The organism is Lacinutrix sp. (assembly GCF_023299985.1).
GTDB lineage: Bacteria > Bacteroidota > Bacteroidia > Flavobacteriales > Flavobacteriaceae > Lacinutrix.
In genome coordinates this window covers 1-22095 of sequence record NZ_JALZVX010000125.1, presented here as the reverse complement: position 1 = coordinate 22095, position 22095 = coordinate 1, and the positions used below count along the sequence as shown (strand labels likewise).

Below are 22095 nucleotides of genomic sequence, written 5' to 3'. Positions count from 1 at the left end.
AATTAAGTTTCTGAAATGCTTGAAAAAGCAATTCAATATATGTTAAAATAAGCGTCAATCAAATTATTTAAGTTGAATTTAACGCTAATAATTTAGGCATTGAAATATTAATAATTCAATGCCTAAATATAATGATTATTCTATAATCTTTCCGTTTTCATATTTCAAAAAATAATAAGAAGCTGCCTTTACTTAAAAATGAAAGGAATTAATCTTGTTATTTGTCTCCGTAAACCTCTTTAACAAACTTGTCGTAAGTTAATTCTTTAGTTTTTACGTTGGCTTTTTCTTTGTAAAGTCCTAATAATTTTTGGCTTACAACTTGTTCGCTTAAACGCTTAACCTCTTCTTGATTAGATAATACTCTTGCAGCAATATCATCAAGTTCTTTGTCTGAAGGATTTGTTTGACCAAATTGCGCCATTTGCACTTTTATCATCGCCTTAGCGCTTTCCTTTACATCTTCGAAATCTACTTTTATGCCATTATCTTGCATTAATTTACCTTCAATAAGTTGGTAACGTAAGCTTTTTTCAGATTTAGCATATTCTTCTTTTGCAGTGGCATCATCCATTGGATTCTCTCCTGCAGACTGCATCCATTTTGTTAAGAATTCTGCTGGTAAATCGAATTTAGTATGCTCTACTAAATGCTCTGTAACATCGTTTAAAAATTTCTGATCTGATTGCTGAAGGAATTGCTTTTCTGCATCTTCTTTAATCTTCTCTTTTAATTCTGAAACCGTTTTAACACCATCTTTACCAAATAACTTATCAAACAATTCTTGATCTAAATCTGCTAGCTCGCGTTTGTTTATTTCTGTGATTTCAAAATTAACTTCAATATTTAGACCTTTTGCTTTATCCTGCTCCACTTTTAATGCATGCATTAATTCGTGGTCGTCTTCGTAAAGTCCTTTTGTTTTTAATGTAATAACATCGCCAGCTTTAGCGCCTACAAATTGTTTTGCTGTTGCTTTCCCTTTAAATTTATCTAAAGTTAAGGTTACAGTATTTTCTATTTCTTCAGCTTCGTTTTTATAAACTCCAGTAATCTCACTGTCTTTAGCTACTTCTTTTAAAGCTACTAATTTTCCGTATTGTTTCTGGATGTTCTCTACTTGTCCATCAATCATTTTATCATCAGCAACAATGTTGTAATGCGTGATCTTCTTTTTTCCTTCTAAATCTACTTTGAATTCTGGTGCTAAACCTAATTCAAATTCAAAAGAAAAATTATCTCCATCCCAATCAATACCATCTTGAGCTTTTGGTAATGGTTGACCTAAAACATCTAACTTTTCTTCGGCTAAATATTTATTTAATCCTTCTTGAATTAATTTATTAACCTCATCTATTAAAATGGCTTTACCATATTGCTTTTTAACCATTCCCATTGGCACGTGACCTTTTCTAAATCCTGGAATGTTTGCTGTTTTTCTGTAATCTGTTAAGATTTTTTCAACTTTAGTAGCATAATCATCTTTCTCGATTGCTACAGTTACCACAGCATTTAATGCATCTTTATTCTCTCTTGTAATATTCATTTTGAAAATCTTTTTAGTGTAACCAAAAATGGAGTGCAAAAATACTAATTTTTTTACACTCCATCAAGTTTTTTAATGCATTGAATCTCAACACATATTACGCTTTCTTTTTGTCTGTTTTTATAAACGAATGTAACAACGATTGTAATATAGATAGTAGGATGCTAAACAAAATTGCCCACCAAATATTATTTACTGCAAAGCCACTAATTAATTGATCTGCAAGAAGAATTATTAATGCATTTATTACTAATAAAAACAATCCTAAAGCAACGATAGTTACAGGCAAGGTTAATATTACTAATAATGGTTTTACAAGTAAATTTAAAACTGACAATACAACTGCAACAATTATTGCAGACACATATCCATCTACCTCTACTCCACTTAAAATATTTGCTAAAACAAATACTGCAATTGCGTTTAAAAGGAGTTTAATAATTAATTTCATACTTTTCTAGTTTTGTTATATTTTTCAACTTACAAAATTAATAACTGCGTTATAAAAATCTTTAGGATTTTCAGCATGTAACCAATGTCCTGCATTTGCAATAGTTTCTATTTTGGCATTTGTAAAATGCGCCTTAATAATAGATTCGTCTTGAGCTGCTATATATTCACTTTTATCGCCTTTAAAAAAAAGTGTTTCACCTTCAAATTTTGAATGAAATGGCAATGCTTCTCCAACCTCACTAACATTCTCTGTTAATACTTTTAAATTTATTCTTAAACCTAAAATTCCTTTTTCTACCCAATACAAGTTTTTTAGTAAAAACTGTCGTGTTCCAAAATCACTAACATAATTGGCTAATTTATCGTCTGCATCTCCTCTACTCTCTAAAGCTTTATAATCTAAACTCGCTAAACCTTCTAAAATAGCGTCGTGGTGAACTGGATAAAAACGAGGCGAAATATCTGCTATCATTAATTGCTTTACATAATCGGGATATTGCGATGCAAAAAGCATTGCTGTTTTTCCTCCCATAGAATGACCTAATAAAATAATATCTTTTAGATTATGTGCATCGCAATAGCTTTTTAAATCTTGAGATAAAACATCGTAATTAAAGTCGTCGCTATGAAAACTTCTACCATGATTTCGTTGGTCTATTAAGTGCACTTGAAATCCTACTTTAGCAAATTGCTTGCCTAAAGTTTTCCAGTTATCACTCATGCCTAAAAAACCATGAAGTATTAAAAATGGTTTTCCTTCTCCTATTATATTTGAATGTAATTGTTCTTGCATTTTGTTTTTTTTTGATACGAACGTTACACTGAGATTCGCAGAGTTTTCACTAAGATTCACAGAGAGAGACTCATCCTTTTTAATATTTAAATTTTTTTAACCTTTCAATTTATTTAAATACATGTTTACTACATTTTCAATTCCTAAATACAAACTTTCAGAAATTAAAGCATGACCAATAGAGACCTCTAATAATCCTGGAATATTTTGTTTAAAAAACTGAATATTATCTAGAGACAAATCATGTCCTGCATTTACACCTAAACCAATAGCATTTGCTACCTCTGCACATTCTGTGTATGGCTTTATTGCATCATTGTTTCCCAATCCATATTCGTGTGCAAAACCTTCGGTATATAATTCTATTCTATCTGCTCCTGTTGCTTTTGCACCTTCAATTTGGGTTGTATCTGGATCTACAAAAATAGACGTGCGGATATTATTTCTTTTAAATTCTGAAATAACTTCGGTTAAAAAACCCTTGTTTTTTAACGTATCCCAACCTGCATTACTAGTTAAAGTATCTATACTATCTGGCACTAAAGTAACCTGTGTTGGTTTAATTTTAAGAACCATATCCACAAATTTCGGGATTGGATTACCTTCTATGTTATATTCTGTGTGCACAATTGGTTTTAAATCGTGAGCATCTTGGTAACGAATATGCCTTTCGTCTGGTCTTGGATGTATGGTTACACCTTCTGCTCCAAAACGCTGTACATCTTTTGCAAACTGAATCAAATTTGGCATATCTCCACCTCTAGAATTTCTTAAAGTTGCTATTTTATTTATGTTAACGCTTAATTTTGTCATTTTTAAGTCTGAATTAATTCACACAAAAATACAAAGTAGATACACGAGATTGTTCTTATTTTTAATTAATTTGCATAAAATTGAAAGACACGCAATGAATCTTCTAGATTATATAATAAACGATATAAAGCCACTACTAAATACTGATAAAGTTAAAGAGATACAGTTACTTTTTAATCAATTAACGTATTCGCACATTCCTATTAAAAATGCGGAAGGTGTTTATTTAGGTTGCATATCTGAAAACGATGCGCATTGTTTTGATAGCGAAAAACCTATTCAAGATTATCGTTATTCTGGAGAAGGTTTTTTTGTTAGAGAGGACACTAACTGGTTAGATATACTTGAAGCTTTTGCTCAAAACTCAGCCAATATAATGCCTGTTTTAAGCAATAAAAACGTGTATTTGGGTTATTATGAATTAAATGATATTATCAGCCTTTTTAACGAAACGCCTTTCTTTTCTGAAGCTGGAGCTGTACTTATTATAGAAAAAGGTATGGCAGATTATTCTTTTAGTGAAATTAGCCAAATAGTAGAATCTAACGATGGTAAAATCTTAGGCTCTTTTATCTCTAAATTAGAAAATGATGTAGCGCAAATTACTTTAAAAATTGGCAACGCTAACCTTAATGAAATCATGCAAACCTTTAGGCGTTACAGCTACAATATAGTTTCCGGACATGAAGATGACAGTTTTTTGATTGGACTAAAAGAACGTTCAGATTATTTAAATAAATACCTAAATATGTAATTTTATGAAGGTTGCAATATACAGTCAGTACCCAAAAAAACAATCTAAAGATTCTTTAAAGACACTTACAAAAGAGTTGTTGAATTTTAAAGCTGAATTATTTTTGGAACATGAATTTTTCAACGATATTAAAACAGAACTTGCTAATCCTTCAAATTATAAAACATTTAAAAGTTTAGATAAAAGCTTCGACTTATTAGTAAGTATTGGTGGAGATGGTACTATTCTTAGAGCCATTACTTTTGTACAAGACTTAAATATACCTATAATTGGTATAAATACAGGGAGACTTGGTTTCTTGGCAACTATTCAGCCAGAAGATATTAAAGAAGCAATAAAAGACATTTACAACAAAGCATACACCTTAAGTAAACGTACACTTTTATCTATTGAGACATCACCAAAAAACAGTGATATTAAAAATCTAAATTTTGCATTAAACGAAATTGCGGTTAGTAGAAAAAACACAACGTCGATGATAACGGTTGAAACCAAATTAAATGGTGAATTTTTAACCTCTTATTGGAGTGATGGTTTAATAATTGCAACTCCAACAGGATCAACAGGTTACTCCTTAAGTTGTGCTGGACCAGTAATAACACCAGACACAACCAGCTTTGTTTTAACACCAATAGCACCTCATAATTTAAGTGCTAGACCTTTAGTAATTGAAGATTCTACCATAATAGAATTAAAAGTAAGTGGTCGAGAAAACAATTACTTAGTTTCTTTAGATTCTAGAATTGCAACCTTATCCAACGATACGATTATAACCATAAAAAAAGCAGATTTTAACATTAACATGATAGAATTAAACTCTGAAAGTTTCCTTACAACCTTAAGAAAGAAATTACTTTGGGGAGAAGACAAGAGAAATTAATGCTTTTATTTTAGTACAAAAATATTCTAAACGCTATGTTTTACAATAATATCTATAAATTACTGTTTAGAGTAGTAACTAATTAGCTTATATTATCATAGACTAATCTTATTTATTATATTTGCAAACTTTGAAGATTCATGAAGTATTTAACGCTTTTAATAATAGCATTTTTTAGCATACAAATAAGTAATGCTCAAATTAACGAATTTGGAATTTTCGTTGGTGGCAGTAACTTTATTGGAGATGTAGGTGCAACAGACTATATAGCACCTAAGCAATTGGCTTTTGGAGGTTTATATAAATGGAACAGAAGTAAAAGACATTCTTATAGAATTTCTTTAATATTTACAGAATTAGAAGGTATCGATAATGATTCTGACGACCCAAGTAGGCAAATAAGAGGCTTTGAATTTAATAGTAACATATTAGAACTTTCTGCCGGAATGGAATTTACTTTTTTTGATTTCGACCTTCATAATGGTGGTACAGTTTCTACACCATATCTATACTCTGGAATTAGCGTTGCTAAACACGACAACTTCTTTTTCAATCCTAATGGTACAATTGTAGATGAAAACACTACTAGTTACGCTTTTGGCATTCCTATGGTTTTAGGTTATAAAATAGCAGTTTCAACAGATTTTATTTTAGCTTTCGAAATTGGTGCACGTTACACCTTTAGTGATGAGTTAGATGGAAGTGTTCCAGATGCTAAGGAAGCCTTTGAAAGCAGATCATTTGGTAATATTAGTAATAACGACTGGTATACTTTTACAGGTATCACACTAACTTATACATTTGGTAGAAATCCATGTTTTTGCCCAGGAGGATAATTTGGATACTAGCAATATAAATACAGATAGGTTACCTAAACATGTCGCCATTATTATGGATGGCAATGGTCGTTGGGCTAAACAAAAAGGGTTTATTCGTGCAATTGGTCACGAAAATGGTACAAAATCTGTTCGCGAAACAGTTGAAGCTTGTGCAGAATTAGGAATAAAAAACCTAACCTTATATGCATTTTCAACAGAAAACTGGAAAAGACCTAAGCTAGAAGTGGATACTTTAATGAGATTATTAGTATCATCACTAAAGAAAGAAATTAATACACTTCAAAAAAACAACATAAGCCTTAAAGCAATTGGTAAACTATCTAACCTACCTAAAAAAGTACATAAAGAACTTAAAGAAGTTATAGAGAGCACAAAAAACAATTCTCGTATGACATTAACCTTAGCTTTAAGCTATGGTTCTAGAGATGAATTGTTAAATGTCGTCAAGGAAATAAGCTATAAAGTTAAAAATAATATAATTTCTGCCGAAAATATTGACGAATCGATTATTAATGAGCATCTTTACACGCAAAATTTACCAGATGTAGACCTGCTAATTAGAACTAGTGGAGAACAACGCATTAGTAATTTTTTGCTCTGGCAAATAGCCTATGCCGAATTATACTTTACAAAAGTATTATGGCCAGATTTTACACAGCAACACCTTTGTGATGCCATTATAGAATATCAAAATAGAGAAAGACGCTTTGGAAAAACAAGTGAACAAATTAGTTAAAAATATACAATTGAAAACATTTTCACAATACACACTAGCAATACTATTTGCGCTATCAAGCTTTTTAACTCAAGCACAAAACCTCTCTTACGAGGACAGCAAGGAATATACAATTGCAGACATAAAAGTTATAGGCAACACTAGTTTTAGTGAACAAACTATTATAACATTCTCTAAACTAAAAAAAGGAGATGTAATATTAATACCAGGAGAAGAAATAAGCACAGCAATAAAAAAACTATGGACTTCTAATCTTTTTAGCGATATTGAAGTTTACCTCTCTAAAATCGAAGGTAATAGTGCTTATCTTGAAATAAGATTATCTGATTTACCAGCCTTAAACGAATTAAAAATTGAAGGTGTAAAAAAGGGTAAAAAAGAAGCGTTAATAACTGAGAACAAGCTTCAAAAAGGTGTAAAAATCACAGAAAACCTTATCACTACTACAAAAAATTATATCCAAAATAAAAATAGAAAAGCAGGTTTTCTTAATACAAAAGTAAATATCAACACTATTCCTGTTAAAGATTCTATCGAGACTGCTCGCGTTAACATGGTATTAGTTGTAGATAGAGGAGAAAAAGTTAAAATTGACAACATAAACTTTGAAGGCAATACTGTTTTAAGCGACAAGAAGCTTAGAAAAGCCATGAAAAACACCAAGCAAAAAAAGGCGACACGTATACTAAAACGTTCAAAGTATATTGAAGCAGATTTTAAAGAAGACTTAAATAGTGTTATTGATAAGTATAAAGAAAACGGATACAGAGATGCACGTATTATAGCAGATACCTTAATAAGTAACAGTGCAAAAACGGTAAGTTTAAACATTAGTGTTGAAGAAGGTAGTAAATATACCTTTGGCGACATTACATTTATTGGTAATACTGTTTACACAGACGAGCTTTTAAGACGTCAACTCCGTATAGGAAATGGAGACACCTATAACGGTGTACTATTAGAAAAACGTATTGCAGATAACTCAAGACTAGATGGTGATGATATAACAAACCTTTACCAAGATCATGGTTATTTATTCTCTACCATTAATCCTGTTGAAGTAAGTGCTGATGGTAATGTAATTGACATGGAAATTAGAATTTCTGAAGGTAAACCAACTTATTTTAATAAAATTACTGTTGTTGGAAATGAAAAAACTAACGATCACGTTATTTATAGAGAGATAAGAACACGTCCAGGAGAATTATATAGTAAAGCCAATGTTGTACGTACTGTTCGAGAATTAAGCCAGCTAGGTTTTTTTGATGCAGAACAAATTAATCCACAATTTAAAAACGCAAGCCCAGAAGATGGAACCATAGATATAGAATATGGTGTTGTAGAAGCTGGATCTAGCCAAATAGAACTACAAGGTGGTTTTGGTGGTGGTGGTTTTATTGGCACATTAGGTTTATCATTTAACAACTTTGCGCTAAAAGACATCTTTAAAAAAGAAGCCTATAAGCCCATTCCAACAGGAGATGGACAACAACTAGCTTTACGTTTACAAGCCAGTCGTTTTTTTAGAACCTATAGTTTTAATTTTTCTGAACCTTGGATGGGTGGAAAAAAACCAGTTCAATTTTCTACATCACTTTCTTATACTCAACAATTTTTATTCGATTCTCTAACAGGACAAGCAGATAAAGATAGACGTTTTAACATTACAGGTATTACTTTTGGTTTAGCAAAACGTTTAGCGACACCAGATGATTATTTTACATTATCTCAAGCTTTAAGTTTTCAACATTATAATTTAAAAAACTATAATACTGGATTATTTACATTTGGTGATGGTTTTTCTAACAACCTATCTTACACCTTAGGACTAAGTAGAAACAATACTTTTAACGATCCTATATTTCCAACAGGTGGTTCAAGCTTTGTTGCCTCAGCAAAACTATCACTACCTTACTCTTTATTTAGTAGTACAGATTACGAAGCATTACGTATAGAACGTGATGCAAACGAAGCGATAACGCAAGATGCCAATGCAAGTCTAGACGAAAGAACAGTAGCTTCCGACAGGTTATCTGCAATAGACCAAGAACGTTTTAGTTGGTTAGAATTTTACAAAGTTAAATTTAAAGGTGATTGGTACACTAAACTAGTAGATAAATTCGTTTTTAAATCATCAATAGAATTTGGGTTTCTTGGAGCATACAACCAAGATCGAGGTATTATCCCTTTCGAGCGTTTCTTTGTTGGAGGAAGTGGTTTAGGCTCATTTAGTCTGGATGGTAGAGAAGTTGTAGCCTTAAGAGGTTATCCAGATCAAGCTTTATCTAGTCAAGATGGTGGAACAATTTTTAATAAATTCTCATTAGAGCTACGATATCCAATTACTCTAAAACAATCGGCTAAAATATATGCTTTAGGCTTTTTAGATGCAGGATCATCCTTTAATAGTTTTAGAGATTACAATCCGTTTAACGTGCAACGTTCTGCAGGTTTAGGTATTAGAATATTTATGCCAGCTTTTGGACTACTAGGTATAGACTTTGGTCATGGATTCGATCCTCTTCCTGGTGGTACTATAAAACATGGTTGGGAAACACATTTTATTATTGGTCAACAATTTTAACACCTAGAATAAACGCTATTAATTCTAAAAAAAAGACTTTTCTATAGGTAACAATTTCAACAATTTATTATTTTTGGCACGATATTTTCAATAGTAACTTTGAGGATTTGATTCAAGAATTAAATTTTTACAATTAAAATTCGTTATTTTGAAAACAAAGTGGTTCAGAATAAGACAGAATCAAAATTTAAACTGTCGGTTTTTTTGAATTTATATTATTAAATATTAAAATATAACCAGATGAAAATTAAAGTTCTTTTTTTATTGACGATAATATCAATGCTCTCTTTTCAAGCAAACGCGCAACGTGGTGTAAGAATTGGATACATAGATACAGAATATATTTTACAAAATGTACCCGAATATTCTGAAGCTACAACACAATTAGACTCTAAAGTTCAGAAATGGAAAACTGAAATTGATAAAAAATTAAAAGATGTAGCACAAAAACGCACTGTTTTAAATAATGAAAAAGCACTTTTAACCAAAGAATTAATTGATGAACGTGAAGAAGACATCACTTTTGAAGAAAAGGAAGTATTAGATTACCAGCAAAAAAGATTTGGACCTAATGGAGATTTAATGATCCAGAAGAGACAATTAATGCAACCTATTCAAGATCAAATTTTTCAGGCTGTTCAAGATATTGCCAAATCAAGGAGTTACGATTTTGTATTTGACAAATCTGCAGATGTAGTGATGTTATATTCCGCAGAACGTTTTGATATAAGTGAGCAAATTTTAAGAACTATTACGCGCTCTTCTAAAAGAAAGCAGTTAAAGACTAAGAAAGATAGAAAAGAAGCTAAAGAGGAAGATGTAACTGTTGAAATTGACGAAAGTAAAGATGCAAGACAATTAGCTTTAGATAAAAAGAAAGAAGAAAGAGCCGCTTTAGTAGCTGCACGAAAAAAAGCAGTTGAAGACAGAAGAGCAGCAGCCATAGCAGCAAGAGATAAAGCAAAGCAAGATAAATTAGACGAAAGAAACGAAGGTGCCGAAAAGAAAAACGATGAAGATAAAAATGAAAGCGCAGAGGATAAAAAAGCAGAAGATAACGATACTCCTAAAACAAAAGAAGAAATTTTAGAAGAACGTAAACAAAAGAAGTTAGCAGATAGAGAAGCTAGAAAAAAAGAGTTAGCAGATAAGAGAAAAAAAATCTTAGAGGATCGTAAGAAAGCAAAAGAAGAAAAAGATAGTGCTCCAGAAGACGAAAATCAAGACGATTAAAATTAATAATTTATAACACACAAATACTATTTTAAAAATGAAACAAATTAAAACATTACTAATTGCGGCAGTATTATTTTTTGGAGCTACTAGTTTTACAGATGCTCAATCAAAAATTGCTCACATTAATACAACAGAATTAATTCAAGCAATGCCTGCCATGAAAGTAGCACAAGCAGATATGGAACGTGTAGGTAAAACTTACCAGTCTGACATTGAAGCAATGAAACAGGAATTAAAAACTAAAACGGAACGTTTTGAGGCCGAAGCTGGTACAAAAACTCAAGAAGAGAACGAAAAGCGTTATGTTGAAGTACAAACAGATCAACAAGCAATACAACAATATGCTGCAAACGCTCAACAACAATTACAAAAGAAGGAAGTGGAGCTTTTAAAGCCTATTACCGAAAAAGCAAAAGCAGCGATATTAAAAGTAGCAAAAGCACAAGGTTATGACTACGTATTAGATTCTACTCAAGGTGGAGGCGTAATTATGGCTGAAGGTAAAGATTTACTTATGGATGTAAAAAAAGAATTAGGATTCTAATAAAATCTAAACAAATACTATTAAAAGCCGACTTATTAAGTCGGCTTTTGTATTTTTATAAAGTGAGTAATTTTAGATTATTTTTTTATGAGTAAACAACCTATTGGCATATTCGATTCTGGAGTTGGTGGCACTTCCATTTGGAAGGAAATTAATACATTATTACCACAAGAAAATTCTATTTATTTAGCAGATAGTATTAATGCTCCTTATGGACCAAAAGGTAAAGACAAAATTATAGCACTTAGCATAAAAAATACTGAGTTACTTTTAGAAAAAAACTGTAAAATTATTGTTGTTGCCTGTAATACTGCAACAACAAATGCTATTAGCATTTTAAGAGAAAAATACAATGTTCCGTTTATAGGTATTGAACCTGCAATAAAACCTGCTGCATTAAACACAGAAACTAGAGCAATTGGTATTTTGGCTACTAAAGGCACATTATCTAGTGCATTGTTTCACAACACCTCTACTTTATATACAAATGGAATAACCATTGTAGAGCAAATTGGAGAAGGTATTGTACAGCTAATTGAAAACGGTAAACTAGAATCTAAAGAGATGAAAACATTGCTTAAAAGCTATTTAAAACCAATGATTGAAGCTAATATAGATTATCTTGTTTTGGGTTGCACACATTATCCTTATCTTATTCCTAAGCTTACTAAATTACTTCCTAAACACGTTAAAATTATAGATTCTGGTTTAGCTGTAGCAAAGCAAACTAAAGCCGTTTTAAAGCAACATAATGTATTGAATACCGAATTACTTAAACCTGAAAACAAATTTTATATTAATTTGAAGACTACTGAGGTAATGGAATCGCTTTTAGGAAAAACCTTTAATGTTGATTATTTAAAATTTTAAGATGAATAAATTAATATTTGTTTATAATGCTAATTCTGGAATTGGAAACACACTTTTAGACGTAGCTCACAAAATTTTTAGCCCAAAAACTTATAATTGTAATTTGTGTGCAATCACTTTCGATACCTTTTCTGAAAACAAAAACTGGAAAGCTTTTAGAATTGAATCTAATGTTAATATGGAATTTTTACATATTGACGAGTTTGAAAAACTACACCCAAAAACAGATTATAATTATCCTATTATTTTAACTGAAGACAAAAATGAATTATCAGTTTTTCTGTTAGCTGAAGAACTTAACACTATACATTCTACTGAAGCTTTGATTAAAGAAATAAAAAACCGAATAGTTTAGTTTAGGTAGAGCTTAGTTGTTGGTTGTTTTTTGTGGTGCTTCAATTATCTTTATAATCATAATAACACTTCTTGCTTCGCTTGAAGTCGTTTTGTTTATTTCTTCAATATAAAAAACAAACTCTAATTTATGAGATTCCTGCCTAAGGTAAGAGTTTATTTAAACCAACCAGAATACTTTACATAGTTCTCTGCAATGCGGTTTATTTCGCCATTAATAAGTTCCTTACTAATGTCTTTTACCTTTTTTGCTGGAACTCCTGCATAAATACTTCCAGATTCTACTGTTGTGTTCTGGGTAATCACTGCTCCAGCTGCAACAATACTGTTACTTTCTATAACACAATTATCCATAACAATGCTTCCCATTCCAATAAGTACATTATCGTGAATAGTACAACCATGCACTATAGCATTGTGCCCAATAGAGACGTTATTACCTATAATTGTTGGATATTTTTGATACGTACAATGCACTACTGCTCCATCTTGTACATTTACCTTATCGCCTAGTTTTATATAATTTACATCGCCTCGTAATACGGCATTAAACCAAATACTACATTGCTTACCTACTTGCACATCTCCAACTATAGTAGCGTTTTCTGCGATATAGCAATCTTCTGGTAATTGTGGCGATTTTCCGTTTACTGGTTTTATTATTGGCATGGTTAATTACTTAAAAAAAAGGAATCTCATGGATTTAACTTTTGAGATTCTTTTATGTTAATATTTAGTTTTGTTTGAGTTGTTTATTGGTTATCGAACATTCCAATTAAACAATTAGAACACTCGAACTGACTTCGAGATACAATTTAACCCTTAACTGTCACTTCGAGTGATTTTTTAAGCATGAAAAAATTGTATCGAGAAGTTATGTGTTATTGTTTTAAATGCTTCTCGCTTTGCTTGAAGTCTTTTGTTTATTGGTAACTTAAATTTTGAAATCCTTTTGATAATATTCCTGCCTAACGCAAGAATATTACTTAAAATAAGATAATAATTCAGATTTTTTAGAAGGCGATACCATTACCTCTTTTCCATTACTTAAAATTACACTTCCACCTTTTCCTTTTACGTATTTTACTACTTCATTTACATTAACCAAATAACTTTTATGCACACGTGCAAAGTTTGAATCTTGCAAAGCTTGTTCAAAATATTTAAGTGTTTTACTTACTACTTTCTTTTTGTTTATGTTTAAATGAATTTCGGTATAATTATCATCGGCTTTACAAAATAGAATATCAGCAGTCTTTATAACCTCAAAACCGTTTTGCTGCGGAATGGTTATTTTTCCATCTACATTATTACCTGTTTTTGGCACCAAAACTTGATCTTGAAGTGCGTTTTCTTTTGTTTTAATCTCTACAACATAATCTACAGCCTTAATTAAATCGTCTATAGCAATAGGTTTCATTAAATAATAACTAGCGTGCGCATTTAAAGCATCTAAAGCATAATTATTATAAGCAGTAACAAAAACGGTTTCAAAGTCTCTGTCTCCTACTTTATCTAACAAATCGAAAGCATTACCATAAGGCATTTCTACATCTAAGAATACTAAATCTAACGTGTTGTTTCTTATTAACTCTAAGCCTTCGTTTATGTTTGCTGCTTCTCCAACAATATTTACATTTGGGCAGTATTTTTTAAGATAGTTTTTAAGGATCTCTCTGCTTGCTTGTTCGTCTTCTACTATTATTGAGTTTAGTTTCATATCTATTTCCTGCGAAGGCAGGAATCTATTTGTTAATATTTATAGGTGCTTTTTTAATTATTCTTCAATTTTATATTCACCATTTTTAATTTTTAATTTACCGCATAAGTTAGATTTTAGAATTAAAATTCTCACAGATGGACCATCTAAAGTTTCTGTTCCTGCATCTAAAAAACTTTCAAAGTCAACTAAATAATAATCTGGATTATCAAAAATAAATTTATTCAACAAAAATTCATCTACTATTGCTCCATCTAATAAAGTTAATTTTAGTTCCTTATCTAGGTTATCACCATAATTAATCAGTTCTTCATAAGTGTTAATGTTAACTCTTGGTCTTAAAATTGTGCTTTCGCATTTTTTTATATATTTTTTTTTAATAACTGATTTACAACCTAAAAACAAAAAACAGAAACATATAATAATAACTCTAACTCTCATCACTAATCCCTTTTCAAAGTCACAACAACCTTCGTTCCTGTATCACCTTCTAATTGAAAATCTTCTATAGAAACATCTACTTTATCTTTATACATTTCGTTTAAAATAGCAACACGTTTTTTAATATTACCCATTCCTTTTGAGTTCTGCTTTTGCTGGTTAGCAGTTTTTAAAGCTTTAGATTTTTCGCGACCAATACCATTATCTGCAATGGTAATTACAATTTCATCTTGACTCTTTTTTGTTATCGAAATATCTAATGTCCCTTTTTCTTCTTTATAACGTAAGCCATGCCAAACCGCATTTTCTATATAGGGCTGTAATAACATTGGTGGAATTTGGTAGTCTTGAACATTTATAGCCTTGTCTACAGTTATAGTATAGTCAAACTTATCTTGAAATCTAAAATGTTCTAAATTGGTGTATAATTCTAGTAGCTCAATTTCTTTTTCTAAAGGAATAAAATCTTGCTCACTATTTTCTAAAACTGCTCGCATAAGCTTAGAGAAATCGCTTAGGTATTTGTTTGCTGTGCGCTCATCGTTAGTGGCAATAAAACTATTTACAGAGTTTAAAGCATTGAAAATAAAATGAGGATTCATTTGGCTTCTCAAAGATTTTAAAGCCAATAAATTATTTGCTAAACGTTGTTGTTTAATGTACTTATACATTAAATAAGCTACAATAAGTAACAATAATAAGCCACCAATAAGCGAATATATTATTATTTTCTGACTCTTATTTTGTTCCTGGTTTAAGTTATATCTACTTTCGGATAGTTGCCGATCACTTTCTAGAGACGTAATTCTATTTTGCTTATCTGCAATACTTTTATTAAATCGAGCAGCTTGGGTTATTTGCTGTTCTTTTTTTACAAAAAGTGCTTCAACAGACTTAATATATTCATTATAAGTTATTTTAGCATTTTTGAAATCTCCAACTTCTTCAAAGACTTCAGACAGCTTTCTGTTTGCATCCTTTTCTACTACTAAATCCTCACGTTCACCTGCTTCTTCAATACTTTTTTCAAAATACGGTATGGCTTCAGCATAATTTTTTTGCATGTATAGTGCATTCCCAATCTTATAGTTTTGCTTTTGTAAAGTGTAATCACTTTCTATATCTATTATAGAATCTGTTTCAATATCTTTTATATCTATTATTGCTTCTTCTCTTAAGCGAATTTCGTCTTCAAAATTGCTATTAGAATTATTAAAGTCTGCAACTTTTACTTTCTCTTTAACAGCTCTGGTTTTGTTTTCTTGGGTAGCTAAATCTAATGAATTACTATAATATTTTTTTGCTTTGATAGTGCTTCCGTTGGCATCAAATGTTTGCGCTATTTTAGAATTTAAATCGGTTACTTTTGGTGTAATTAAATGCTTTTGTGCAATGCTAAGCCCTTCATTATAAGAAGCAATAGAAAGCGAGTAGTCTTTCATTTTATAATAAACATCACCAAGTCCTTCATTTAACTCTACTAATTGATAATTAGATAATTCTTTTTGATTTAAGGTCTTAAAAATAGAAACACTTTCTTGATAATTATTATTCATCATATAAGCTTTTGCTAATTTTAGTTTCACTTCATTAGACTGGTAACTATTTAGGCTTATTCTATAATTAGAAACCGCTAAATCGTACTGTTTCCAGTGCATATAAACATCTGCAAGCACCTCGAAAGCCTCAGAGTTTTGCTTTACAGAATTGCTGTTTTTAATGCTTTCGGTTACAAACTGGATACTTTTTTCGGCAGATTTCTTTTTATAAACTAGTGCAGAATCTATTAAATTGTTAAACGAATTATCTTTAGCCTTTTTAAACATGCTACCACTTGAAAACTTTGTTTTTGGTAATACGTTAACACTTATACGATCGTCACTTTTTATGGTATGGTAAATGGTCTCAAAATCTTTATGACTTATAATAAGTTCGTCTCCAATTTTAGCACGTACTCTAAACTCTCCTGTTACATTAGAAGAAGTGTAAGCGCCTCCATTTACTTCAATGTTAACGTTTTTAATAGCGTCTCTTGTATCTTCTTCTTTAACATCACCACGAATATAAAAGTAAGCATCGTCACTATCTTGCCTTTCTACTTTAGCTGCATCGTTTTGTTGTGCAAACAAAGTTATTGAGCAAAAAACAAGGAGAATACAGCTTATGTATGATTTAATATTTTTCATATTATTTATTACTAAAAGATAAACTTACACACTTTAATTGGCATAATAAAATGACTAATGTCGAAACTAAAGTAATCTACAGAGAAAACGAACTTGTTTACTCATTTACAAGCACAGATTACTCATTATAAAGTAGCGTTCACTCATTCTAGTTTTTATGTAAAAAAGGTTGAACATAAGTTTACACCATAATTAATATATATAAAAATGAAAAACGCAATTTACTTAGTCCTATTATTATGTTTCTCTTTTGCATCTGCACAAATTAAAGGCAATGCAACTACTATTTCTAGACAAAACGTTATAAGTGCAGAGTCGCTTGGTAATGCTAAAAAATATGAAAATGCCAATGCCTATAGTAAGGATAAGACTGTTTTTAGGCAACAAAACTTAATTCCTAATCCAGTAATTACTATAGATGTAAAAGCCCTTAATAATATTGTTGCAGATTCTTACACTGCTGTTTTTAATTTAGTACAAATTGGTGAAACAGCAGAAGACACAAATAAATTAATGAACAATCGTGTAAATAGCGTAAAAAACACTTTAAGTTCTCAAGGAATATTTAGTAAGGATATAGTTATAGATGTTATTTCTTTTGTTCCTGTTTACGAAACTGTTGTTGAGAAAAAATTGTTTAGTAAAACGTATTCTGAAGTTCCTAAAGGCTTCGAATTACAACAAAACTTACATATTAAATTCACTAAAGTTAATCAGTTTGAAAAAGTACTTGCTGCTTGTGCAAAAAATGAAATATACAACTTAGTAAAGGTGGATTATTTTATTAATAATATTGAAGCGGTTTACACTAAACTTAGAGCCGAAATATTAAAAACATTAAAAGAAAAGAAACAGTTCTATAACGACTTAGGTTTCGATTTAGCAAACTACAAACCTACAATGGCAGACCTAAAATATTGTCATTTTCCAAGAGAATTTTACAAAAACTATCAAGCTTTTAATAGTATTTCTTTAGAAGCTATTAAAAAACCTAAAGGCGTTGTAACTGCAAAAAAACAAACCTCTTATTATTACGACCCGTTATCTTTTAAAGAATATGATGTTGTAATAAACCCATCCATAGTAGAACCTGTTATACAAATAGGAATGGAAATTAAATTACAGTATAGAGAAAAACCTAAAAAACCAGAACCTGTACTAAAAGAAAAAGAGGTAATAAAAAACAAGTATTTCGTGCTTTCTAAAGATGGAGAGTTAAAGGCAACAGAATTAAAATTAGAAAATTAATAACAATAAAAAAGAAGTCATGCTAGCCTTAAATACTTCAACATATATAAACCTATATGGCTATAAAAGGTATCTGAATTAGAAGATAAAACACTAAATATAAACACATGAAAACACCAATTAAATCAAGCTTAATAGCTTTAACAGCCTTTTTCTTTTTGGCATGTAATGCTAACAACAAAAAGCAAACCGAAAGTTTTGCATTAAACGAAACTTTAGAAACAATAGATCCAGTTGCTCCAAAACCAAACAAACAATACATTAAAGTTGCGTTATTATTGGATACAAGTAATAGTATGGATGGATTAATAGACCAAGCAAAAGCTCAGCTTTGGGAAATTGTAAACGAGTTATCTTATGCTAAATGTAAAGACGACAAGCCTAATTTAGAGATCGCACTTTACGAATATGGAAACGACAACCTAAACGGTGAAGAAGGTTACATAAGGCAAGTATTAGCCTTTAGTGATGATTTAGATGAGATCTCTAAACAACTCTTCTCTTTAACCACAAAAGGAGGTAACGAATATTGCGGTTATGTAATAAATACTGCCTTAAACCAACTAGAGTGGAAAGACAACAAAGATGATTTAAAATTTATATTTATTGCTGGAAACGAGCCTTTTACTCAAGGTAAGGTTAGTTATAAAGAAGCATCTAAACTTGCACATAATAAAGATGTAACTGTTAATACCATTTTTTGTGGAAACTATAATCAAGGTATTTCTGGTTATTGGAAAGATGGAGCAGATTTAGCGCATGGAGATTATATGGCTATAAACCATAACAAAGAAACTATACATGTTACAACACCTTATGACGATGCTATTTTACAAAAAAACAACAAGCTTAATAAAACCTATGTCGCGTATGGTTCTCAAGGTAGAAAAAAAATGGAATTACAGGCCGAACAAGATGATAATGCTGAAGGTTATAGTAGTGCAAATGCGGTAAGTAGAACCGTTAGTAAAAGTTCACATTTATACAAAAACTCGTCTTGGGATTTGGTAGATGCTTCAAAAGACAAAGAATTTAAATATGAAAAATTAGATGAAAGTGAATTACCACAGGAATTAAAAAACAAAAGTACTTCAGAAATTAAAACGTACGTTTTGAATAAAAAGAACGAACGTGAAGCTATTCAAAAGAAAATTCAAGAATTAAATAGTAAACGAAAAGATTACATTTTAAAAGCTAACAAAGACAATAGTAACGGATTAGAAAACGCTATGATACAAGCTATAAAATCTCAAGCCAAAGCTAAAAACTATACTTGGAAATAGTTTTAACCTTCAATTTAGTAGCATAAAAAAATGCCTTCGAAGTATATCGAAGGCATTTTTTATATATTTATATAAATGTTTAGTTAATTGCTGGGCAGTTACAACTGTAACGCTCTTTAGAACAACCAAAGTTATATCCTAGTGTTAATTGGTGAAAGCCACCATTATTAAATACTACAGAATTTGCTTGATAACTGTAAGTATAAGCAAACATAAAGGTGTCTAAATCAACACCTAAAAGTGGTGTTATATATTGTAATTTCTGGCTACTTACTCCAGATCCATCTAAAAACTCAGCACCATCTAAACTTCTTCTGTAAGATATTCCTCCCCAAACTTTACCAAAATCCATTGCTTTATAAGCTTTAAGATTAACATCAAAAGAAGCTTCTTCTGTTGCATCTCTATACAAAAACAACACTGATGGTTCAAAACTCCAATCGTTGTTATAACTACTAAAAGTGTTACCAACAGAAAAGATATATGTTCTTAAGTTTTCAAAACTCAAACCTTGTTCATTAAAATTTATACCATCATTTTCTAATAGATTCTTTACTGTTGCATGAGCGTAAAAATTATATAAATGGTAAGAAAACCCAAAATCTACATTAAAATTGGTTGCAGATTGTTCGATACCAGCAATTATTGGATCAAATCCATCTGCTAAAAAAGAAGTCTCATCTAGTTTATATTGAATAGCTCCTACACTTAAACCAAAAGATAGCATATTTAAATCTGCAGTACTTCTAGAAAACATAAGGTGATGGGCATAAGTTAAATATGCACCTGTTTGAGAATGAAAACCATTATTATCAGAATATACTATACCTCCAATTCCAGATTGAGATTCTCCAATGCGACCATTAATACTAGCAGTTACTAATGCTGGTGCATCATCATCTCCAAACCATTGTTGGCGACCAGTAATTCTAACTTTAGAACAATTGGCAACTCCAGCCATAGATGGATGAAGTAAATAGTAATTATCTGTTAAATAATCAGAGTATATAGGAAGTCCTTCTTGGGCTTTAGTAATTTGGGTGCTAAAAAAACTAATAACTGCCAATATTAATAACCTTTGTAATTTCATAATCTTTGTTTTCAAGGTAGATGTTGGTTCAAAATGTATAGCTCACGCTAATATAACTCTTGTTTATCGAAAAAATTATATCGTTGCCAAATATATAAATTTACTTTTTAATATTTATGCTCTCAAAAGTTAAAGCTACCAATATAAAAAAGTTTTTATTAGAAAAGCTAAAATTTTCTACATATTGACGTAATCTTTAAGTATCAAATATATCGATATCTCTACTTACTTTTAGTATTTTTGTATAAAATTTTGCAAAATGAATGCTTTTAAAGTCACAACTCAAGAAACTTCTAATCCTAGGATATTAAAGTTTGAAGTCAATCAATTTATAACACAGCACCAAAGTTTCGAATTTAATAACATCGACGAAGCTAAAGCTTCTCCATTAGCCCAACAATTATTTTATTTACCTTTTGTAAAAAAAGTATATATAACAAGTAATTTTGTAGCAATTGAGCGTTTCAATATTGTTGAATGGCAAGATGTTCAAAATGAAGTGTCTGAACAGATTGAAAATTATTTAAACGAAGGTAATCTTGTTATAAACCAAGATATCGCCCCAAAAAAAACACCTGTTACTGTTTATGCTGAAAGTACACCAAATCCTAGTGTTATTAAATTTGTTGCAAATAAAAAAATTGCTAATGCGGCTTTCGAATTCACTTCTATAGACACTGCAAAATCTTCACCGCTTGCCACCGAATTATTTCATTTCCCTTTTGTTAAAGGTGTTTTTATAGACGAAAACTATGTTTCTGTAACTAAATATGAAGTAGCCGAATGGAATGATATTACAAACGAGCTACGTGAATTTATTAGAACACACATCGAAAACGGAAAAGAAATTATTTCTCCAAATGCTCCTGAGGTAATAGAAAAATCTACAGAAAAAGTTGAAGCGCATTTTGAGACATTAGATGACACTTCTAAAGAAATTATTAATATACTAGAAGAATATGTAAAACCTGCTGTTGCTAGTGATGGTGGAAATATTCAGTTTGATTCTTACGATGAAAACACCAAAACTGTAAAAGTGATTTTACAAGGTGCTTGTAGTGGTTGTCCTTCTTCAACATTTACACTGAAAAATGGAATTGAAAATATGTTAAAAGAAATGTTGAAAGGAAAAGTAAACACTGTTGAAGCTATTAACGGTTAATCTTAAAAATAAATATTTTCATCGGTTTAACACTCTTTTATAAAACTCAAAATATACTTTATTACAAAAATTTGTAACTTTAGATAAATTTAAAATCTAAAATTATGGCAGTATTAAAAGTTATTGAAGTATTATCTAACTCTGATAAAAGTTGGGAAGACGCAACTAAAAAAGCAGTAAAGCACGCGTCAAAAAGTGTAAAAAACATTCGTTCTGTATACGTACAAGATCAAAGCGCTAGTGTAAAAGATGGAGAAGTATCAGACTTTAGAGTAAATTTAAAGGTCACATTTGAAGTAAATTAAATAGCTCTTGAATTAAACCAAAGACGCCTAAACAATTAGTTTAGGCGTCTTTTTTATTGCGTATTAATATTTTTATACTATCTCTTTAAATTAAGATGCGTTATTATCGATTTCTTTCCATCTATCCTTGGTAATCTATCTAAAGTAAACATAATAACCAAAAACGCCTAAACTAATTGTTTAGGCGTCTTATAAATATTTTAGTTATTTATCTTTCTCTCTTCTTAAATTACTTTTATCGCTTAAGCGTAAAATGTG

22 protein-coding genes are annotated in these 22095 nt (G+C 30.5%); 13 read left to right on the top strand and 9 right to left on the bottom strand.

What is annotated here, in order from left to right:
- Positions 1-217: 217 nt before the first annotated feature.
- The 4 genes from tig to Q0C58_RS06705 form a co-directional block, all read right to left on the bottom strand.
- Complete coding sequence (gene tig, locus Q0C58_RS06720; protein ID WP_290699108.1) at positions 218-1546, bottom strand: trigger factor; 1329 nt, start codon at positions 1544-1546, stop codon at positions 218-220.
- Positions 1547-1643: 97 nt separating this feature from the next.
- On the bottom strand, positions 1644-1997 hold the full coding sequence (locus Q0C58_RS06715) for a phage holin family protein (protein WP_290699106.1): 354 nt from the start codon (positions 1995-1997) through the stop codon (positions 1644-1646).
- A gap of 24 nt (positions 1998-2021) precedes the next feature.
- Entirely contained in the window at positions 2022-2792 is a 771-nt protein-coding gene (locus Q0C58_RS06710) for an alpha/beta fold hydrolase (RefSeq protein WP_290699103.1), read from the bottom strand.
- 96 nt (positions 2793-2888) lie between these two features.
- A complete protein-coding gene (locus tag Q0C58_RS06705) occupies positions 2889-3605 on the bottom strand; it encodes a pyridoxine 5'-phosphate synthase (protein ID WP_290699101.1) in 717 nt (238 codons plus the stop codon).
- Positions 3606-3699: 94 nt separating this feature from the next.
- On the opposite strand from Q0C58_RS06705, the gene Q0C58_RS06700 reads away from it, so the two are divergent.
- The 9 genes from Q0C58_RS06700 to Q0C58_RS06660 all read left to right on the top strand — a co-directional run bounded on the left by Q0C58_RS06700 (position 3700) and on the right by Q0C58_RS06660 (position 12403).
- A complete protein-coding gene (locus Q0C58_RS06700) occupies positions 3700-4359 on the top strand; it encodes an acetoin utilization protein acuB (protein WP_290699099.1) in 660 nt (219 codons plus the stop codon).
- A 4-nt stretch (positions 4360-4363) separates the two neighbouring features.
- On the top strand, positions 4364-5239 hold the full coding sequence (locus Q0C58_RS06695; RefSeq protein ID WP_290699097.1) for an NAD kinase: 876 nt from the start codon (positions 4364-4366) through the stop codon (positions 5237-5239).
- Between the two features lie 140 nt (positions 5240-5379).
- Positions 5380-6075: a DUF6089 family protein gene (locus tag Q0C58_RS06690; RefSeq protein ID WP_290699094.1), complete on the top strand. Its 696-nt coding sequence runs from the start codon at positions 5380-5382 to the stop codon at positions 6073-6075.
- Between the two features lies 1 nt (position 6076).
- Positions 6077-6814: an isoprenyl transferase gene (locus Q0C58_RS06685; protein WP_290699091.1), complete on the top strand. Its 738-nt coding sequence runs from the start codon at positions 6077-6079 to the stop codon at positions 6812-6814.
- Positions 6815-6824: 10 nt separating this feature from the next.
- Complete coding sequence (gene bamA, locus Q0C58_RS06680; RefSeq protein ID WP_290699088.1) at positions 6825-9398, top strand: outer membrane protein assembly factor BamA; 2574 nt, start codon at positions 6825-6827, stop codon at positions 9396-9398.
- A 240-nt stretch (positions 9399-9638) separates the two neighbouring features.
- The gene (locus Q0C58_RS06675) at positions 9639-10631 is read left to right on the top strand and encodes an OmpH family outer membrane protein (RefSeq protein WP_290699085.1); all 993 of its coding nucleotides are present in this window, start codon (positions 9639-9641) and stop codon (positions 10629-10631) included.
- Between the two features lie 37 nt (positions 10632-10668).
- Positions 10669-11178, top strand: coding sequence for an OmpH family outer membrane protein (locus tag Q0C58_RS06670; RefSeq protein ID WP_290699082.1), 510 nt, complete (start codon positions 10669-10671; stop codon positions 11176-11178).
- 87 nt (positions 11179-11265) lie between these two features.
- Entirely contained in the window at positions 11266-12048 is a 783-nt protein-coding gene (gene murI, locus Q0C58_RS06665) for a glutamate racemase (protein WP_290699079.1), read from the top strand.
- 1 nt (position 12049) lies between these two features.
- A complete protein-coding gene (locus Q0C58_RS06660; RefSeq protein WP_290699076.1) occupies positions 12050-12403 on the top strand; it encodes a GTPase in 354 nt (117 codons plus the stop codon).
- Between the two features lie 155 nt (positions 12404-12558).
- On the opposite strand, the gene Q0C58_RS06655 is transcribed toward Q0C58_RS06660, so the two are convergent.
- The 4 genes from Q0C58_RS06655 to Q0C58_RS06640 all read right to left on the bottom strand — a co-directional run bounded on the left by Q0C58_RS06655 (position 12559) and on the right by Q0C58_RS06640 (position 16749).
- Positions 12559-13071, bottom strand: coding sequence for a gamma carbonic anhydrase family protein (locus Q0C58_RS06655; RefSeq protein ID WP_290699073.1), 513 nt, complete (start codon positions 13069-13071; stop codon positions 12559-12561).
- A 313-nt stretch (positions 13072-13384) separates the two neighbouring features.
- Positions 13385-14122: a LytTR family DNA-binding domain-containing protein gene (locus Q0C58_RS06650; protein ID WP_290699070.1), complete on the bottom strand. Its 738-nt coding sequence runs from the start codon at positions 14120-14122 to the stop codon at positions 13385-13387.
- A gap of 57 nt (positions 14123-14179) precedes the next feature.
- A complete protein-coding gene (locus tag Q0C58_RS06645; protein WP_290699067.1) occupies positions 14180-14566 on the bottom strand; it encodes a hypothetical protein in 387 nt (128 codons plus the stop codon).
- On the bottom strand, positions 14566-16749 hold the full coding sequence (locus Q0C58_RS06640; RefSeq protein WP_290699064.1) for a histidine kinase: 2184 nt from the start codon (positions 16747-16749) through the stop codon (positions 14566-14568). Before Q0C58_RS06640 ends, Q0C58_RS06645 begins: the two co-directional genes overlap by 1 nt.
- A gap of 207 nt (positions 16750-16956) precedes the next feature.
- Here Q0C58_RS06640 and Q0C58_RS06635 point away from each other — a divergent pair, with 207 nt between their 5' ends.
- Both Q0C58_RS06635 and Q0C58_RS06630 read left to right on the top strand, forming a co-directional pair.
- Positions 16957-17997 carry an SIMPL domain-containing protein gene (locus Q0C58_RS06635; protein WP_290699061.1) on the top strand — a complete coding sequence of 347 codons (1041 nt, stop codon included), beginning with the start codon at positions 16957-16959 and terminating at the stop codon, positions 17995-17997.
- Positions 17998-18104: 107 nt separating this feature from the next.
- The gene (locus tag Q0C58_RS06630) at positions 18105-19280 is read left to right on the top strand and encodes a vWA domain-containing protein (protein WP_290699058.1); all 1176 of its coding nucleotides are present in this window, start codon (positions 18105-18107) and stop codon (positions 19278-19280) included.
- A gap of 79 nt (positions 19281-19359) precedes the next feature.
- Here the strand turns inward: Q0C58_RS06630 and Q0C58_RS06625 are convergent, their stop codons facing one another.
- Positions 19360-20370, bottom strand: coding sequence for a type IX secretion system membrane protein PorP/SprF (locus Q0C58_RS06625; protein ID WP_290699055.1), 1011 nt, complete (start codon positions 20368-20370; stop codon positions 19360-19362).
- Between the two features lie 259 nt (positions 20371-20629).
- Here Q0C58_RS06625 and Q0C58_RS06620 point away from each other — a divergent pair, with 259 nt between their 5' ends.
- Both Q0C58_RS06620 and Q0C58_RS06615 read left to right on the top strand, forming a co-directional pair.
- The gene (locus Q0C58_RS06620) at positions 20630-21532 is read left to right on the top strand and encodes a NifU family protein (RefSeq protein WP_290699052.1); all 903 of its coding nucleotides are present in this window, start codon (positions 20630-20632) and stop codon (positions 21530-21532) included.
- A 104-nt stretch (positions 21533-21636) separates the two neighbouring features.
- Positions 21637-21837: a dodecin family protein gene (locus Q0C58_RS06615; protein WP_290699049.1), complete on the top strand. Its 201-nt coding sequence runs from the start codon at positions 21637-21639 to the stop codon at positions 21835-21837.
- Positions 21838-22095 lie beyond the last annotated feature (258 nt).

Coding starts and splice junctions, on each gene's coding strand:
- Q0C58_RS06630 (WP_290699058.1), top strand. CDS start 18,105: ATGAAAACACCAATTAAATCAAGCTTAATAGCTTTAACAGCCTTTTTC.
- Q0C58_RS06640 (WP_290699064.1), bottom strand. CDS start 16,749: ATGAAAAATATTAAATCATACATAAGCTGTATTCTCCTTGTTTTTTGC.
- murI (WP_290699079.1), top strand. CDS start 11,266: ATGAGTAAACAACCTATTGGCATATTCGATTCTGGAGTTGGTGGCACT.
- Q0C58_RS06655 (WP_290699073.1), bottom strand. CDS start 13,071: ATGCCAATAATAAAACCAGTAAACGGAAAATCGCCACAATTACCAGAA.
- Q0C58_RS06695 (WP_290699097.1), top strand. CDS start 4,364: ATGAAGGTTGCAATATACAGTCAGTACCCAAAAAAACAATCTAAAGAT.
- Q0C58_RS06700 (WP_290699099.1), top strand. CDS start 3,700: ATGAATCTTCTAGATTATATAATAAACGATATAAAGCCACTACTAAAT.
- Q0C58_RS06625 (WP_290699055.1), bottom strand. CDS start 20,370: ATGAAATTACAAAGGTTATTAATATTGGCAGTTATTAGTTTTTTTAGC.
- Q0C58_RS06715 (WP_290699106.1), bottom strand. CDS start 1,997: ATGAAATTAATTATTAAACTCCTTTTAAACGCAATTGCAGTATTTGTT.
- Q0C58_RS06710 (WP_290699103.1), bottom strand. CDS start 2,792: ATGCAAGAACAATTACATTCAAATATAATAGGAGAAGGAAAACCATTT.
- Q0C58_RS06620 (WP_290699052.1), top strand. CDS start 20,630: ATGAATGCTTTTAAAGTCACAACTCAAGAAACTTCTAATCCTAGGATA.
- Q0C58_RS06635 (WP_290699061.1), top strand. CDS start 16,957: ATGAAAAACGCAATTTACTTAGTCCTATTATTATGTTTCTCTTTTGCA.
- tig (WP_290699108.1), bottom strand. CDS start 1,546: ATGAATATTACAAGAGAGAATAAAGATGCATTAAATGCTGTGGTAACT.
- Q0C58_RS06705 (WP_290699101.1), bottom strand. CDS start 3,605: ATGACAAAATTAAGCGTTAACATAAATAAAATAGCAACTTTAAGAAAT.
- Q0C58_RS06615 (WP_290699049.1), top strand. CDS start 21,637: ATGGCAGTATTAAAAGTTATTGAAGTATTATCTAACTCTGATAAAAGT.
- Q0C58_RS06670 (WP_290699082.1), top strand. CDS start 10,669: ATGAAACAAATTAAAACATTACTAATTGCGGCAGTATTATTTTTTGGA.
- Q0C58_RS06690 (WP_290699094.1), top strand. CDS start 5,380: ATGAAGTATTTAACGCTTTTAATAATAGCATTTTTTAGCATACAAATA.
- Q0C58_RS06660 (WP_290699076.1), top strand. CDS start 12,050: ATGAATAAATTAATATTTGTTTATAATGCTAATTCTGGAATTGGAAAC.
- Q0C58_RS06650 (WP_290699070.1), bottom strand. CDS start 14,122: ATGAAACTAAACTCAATAATAGTAGAAGACGAACAAGCAAGCAGAGAG.
- Q0C58_RS06675 (WP_290699085.1), top strand. CDS start 9,639: ATGAAAATTAAAGTTCTTTTTTTATTGACGATAATATCAATGCTCTCT.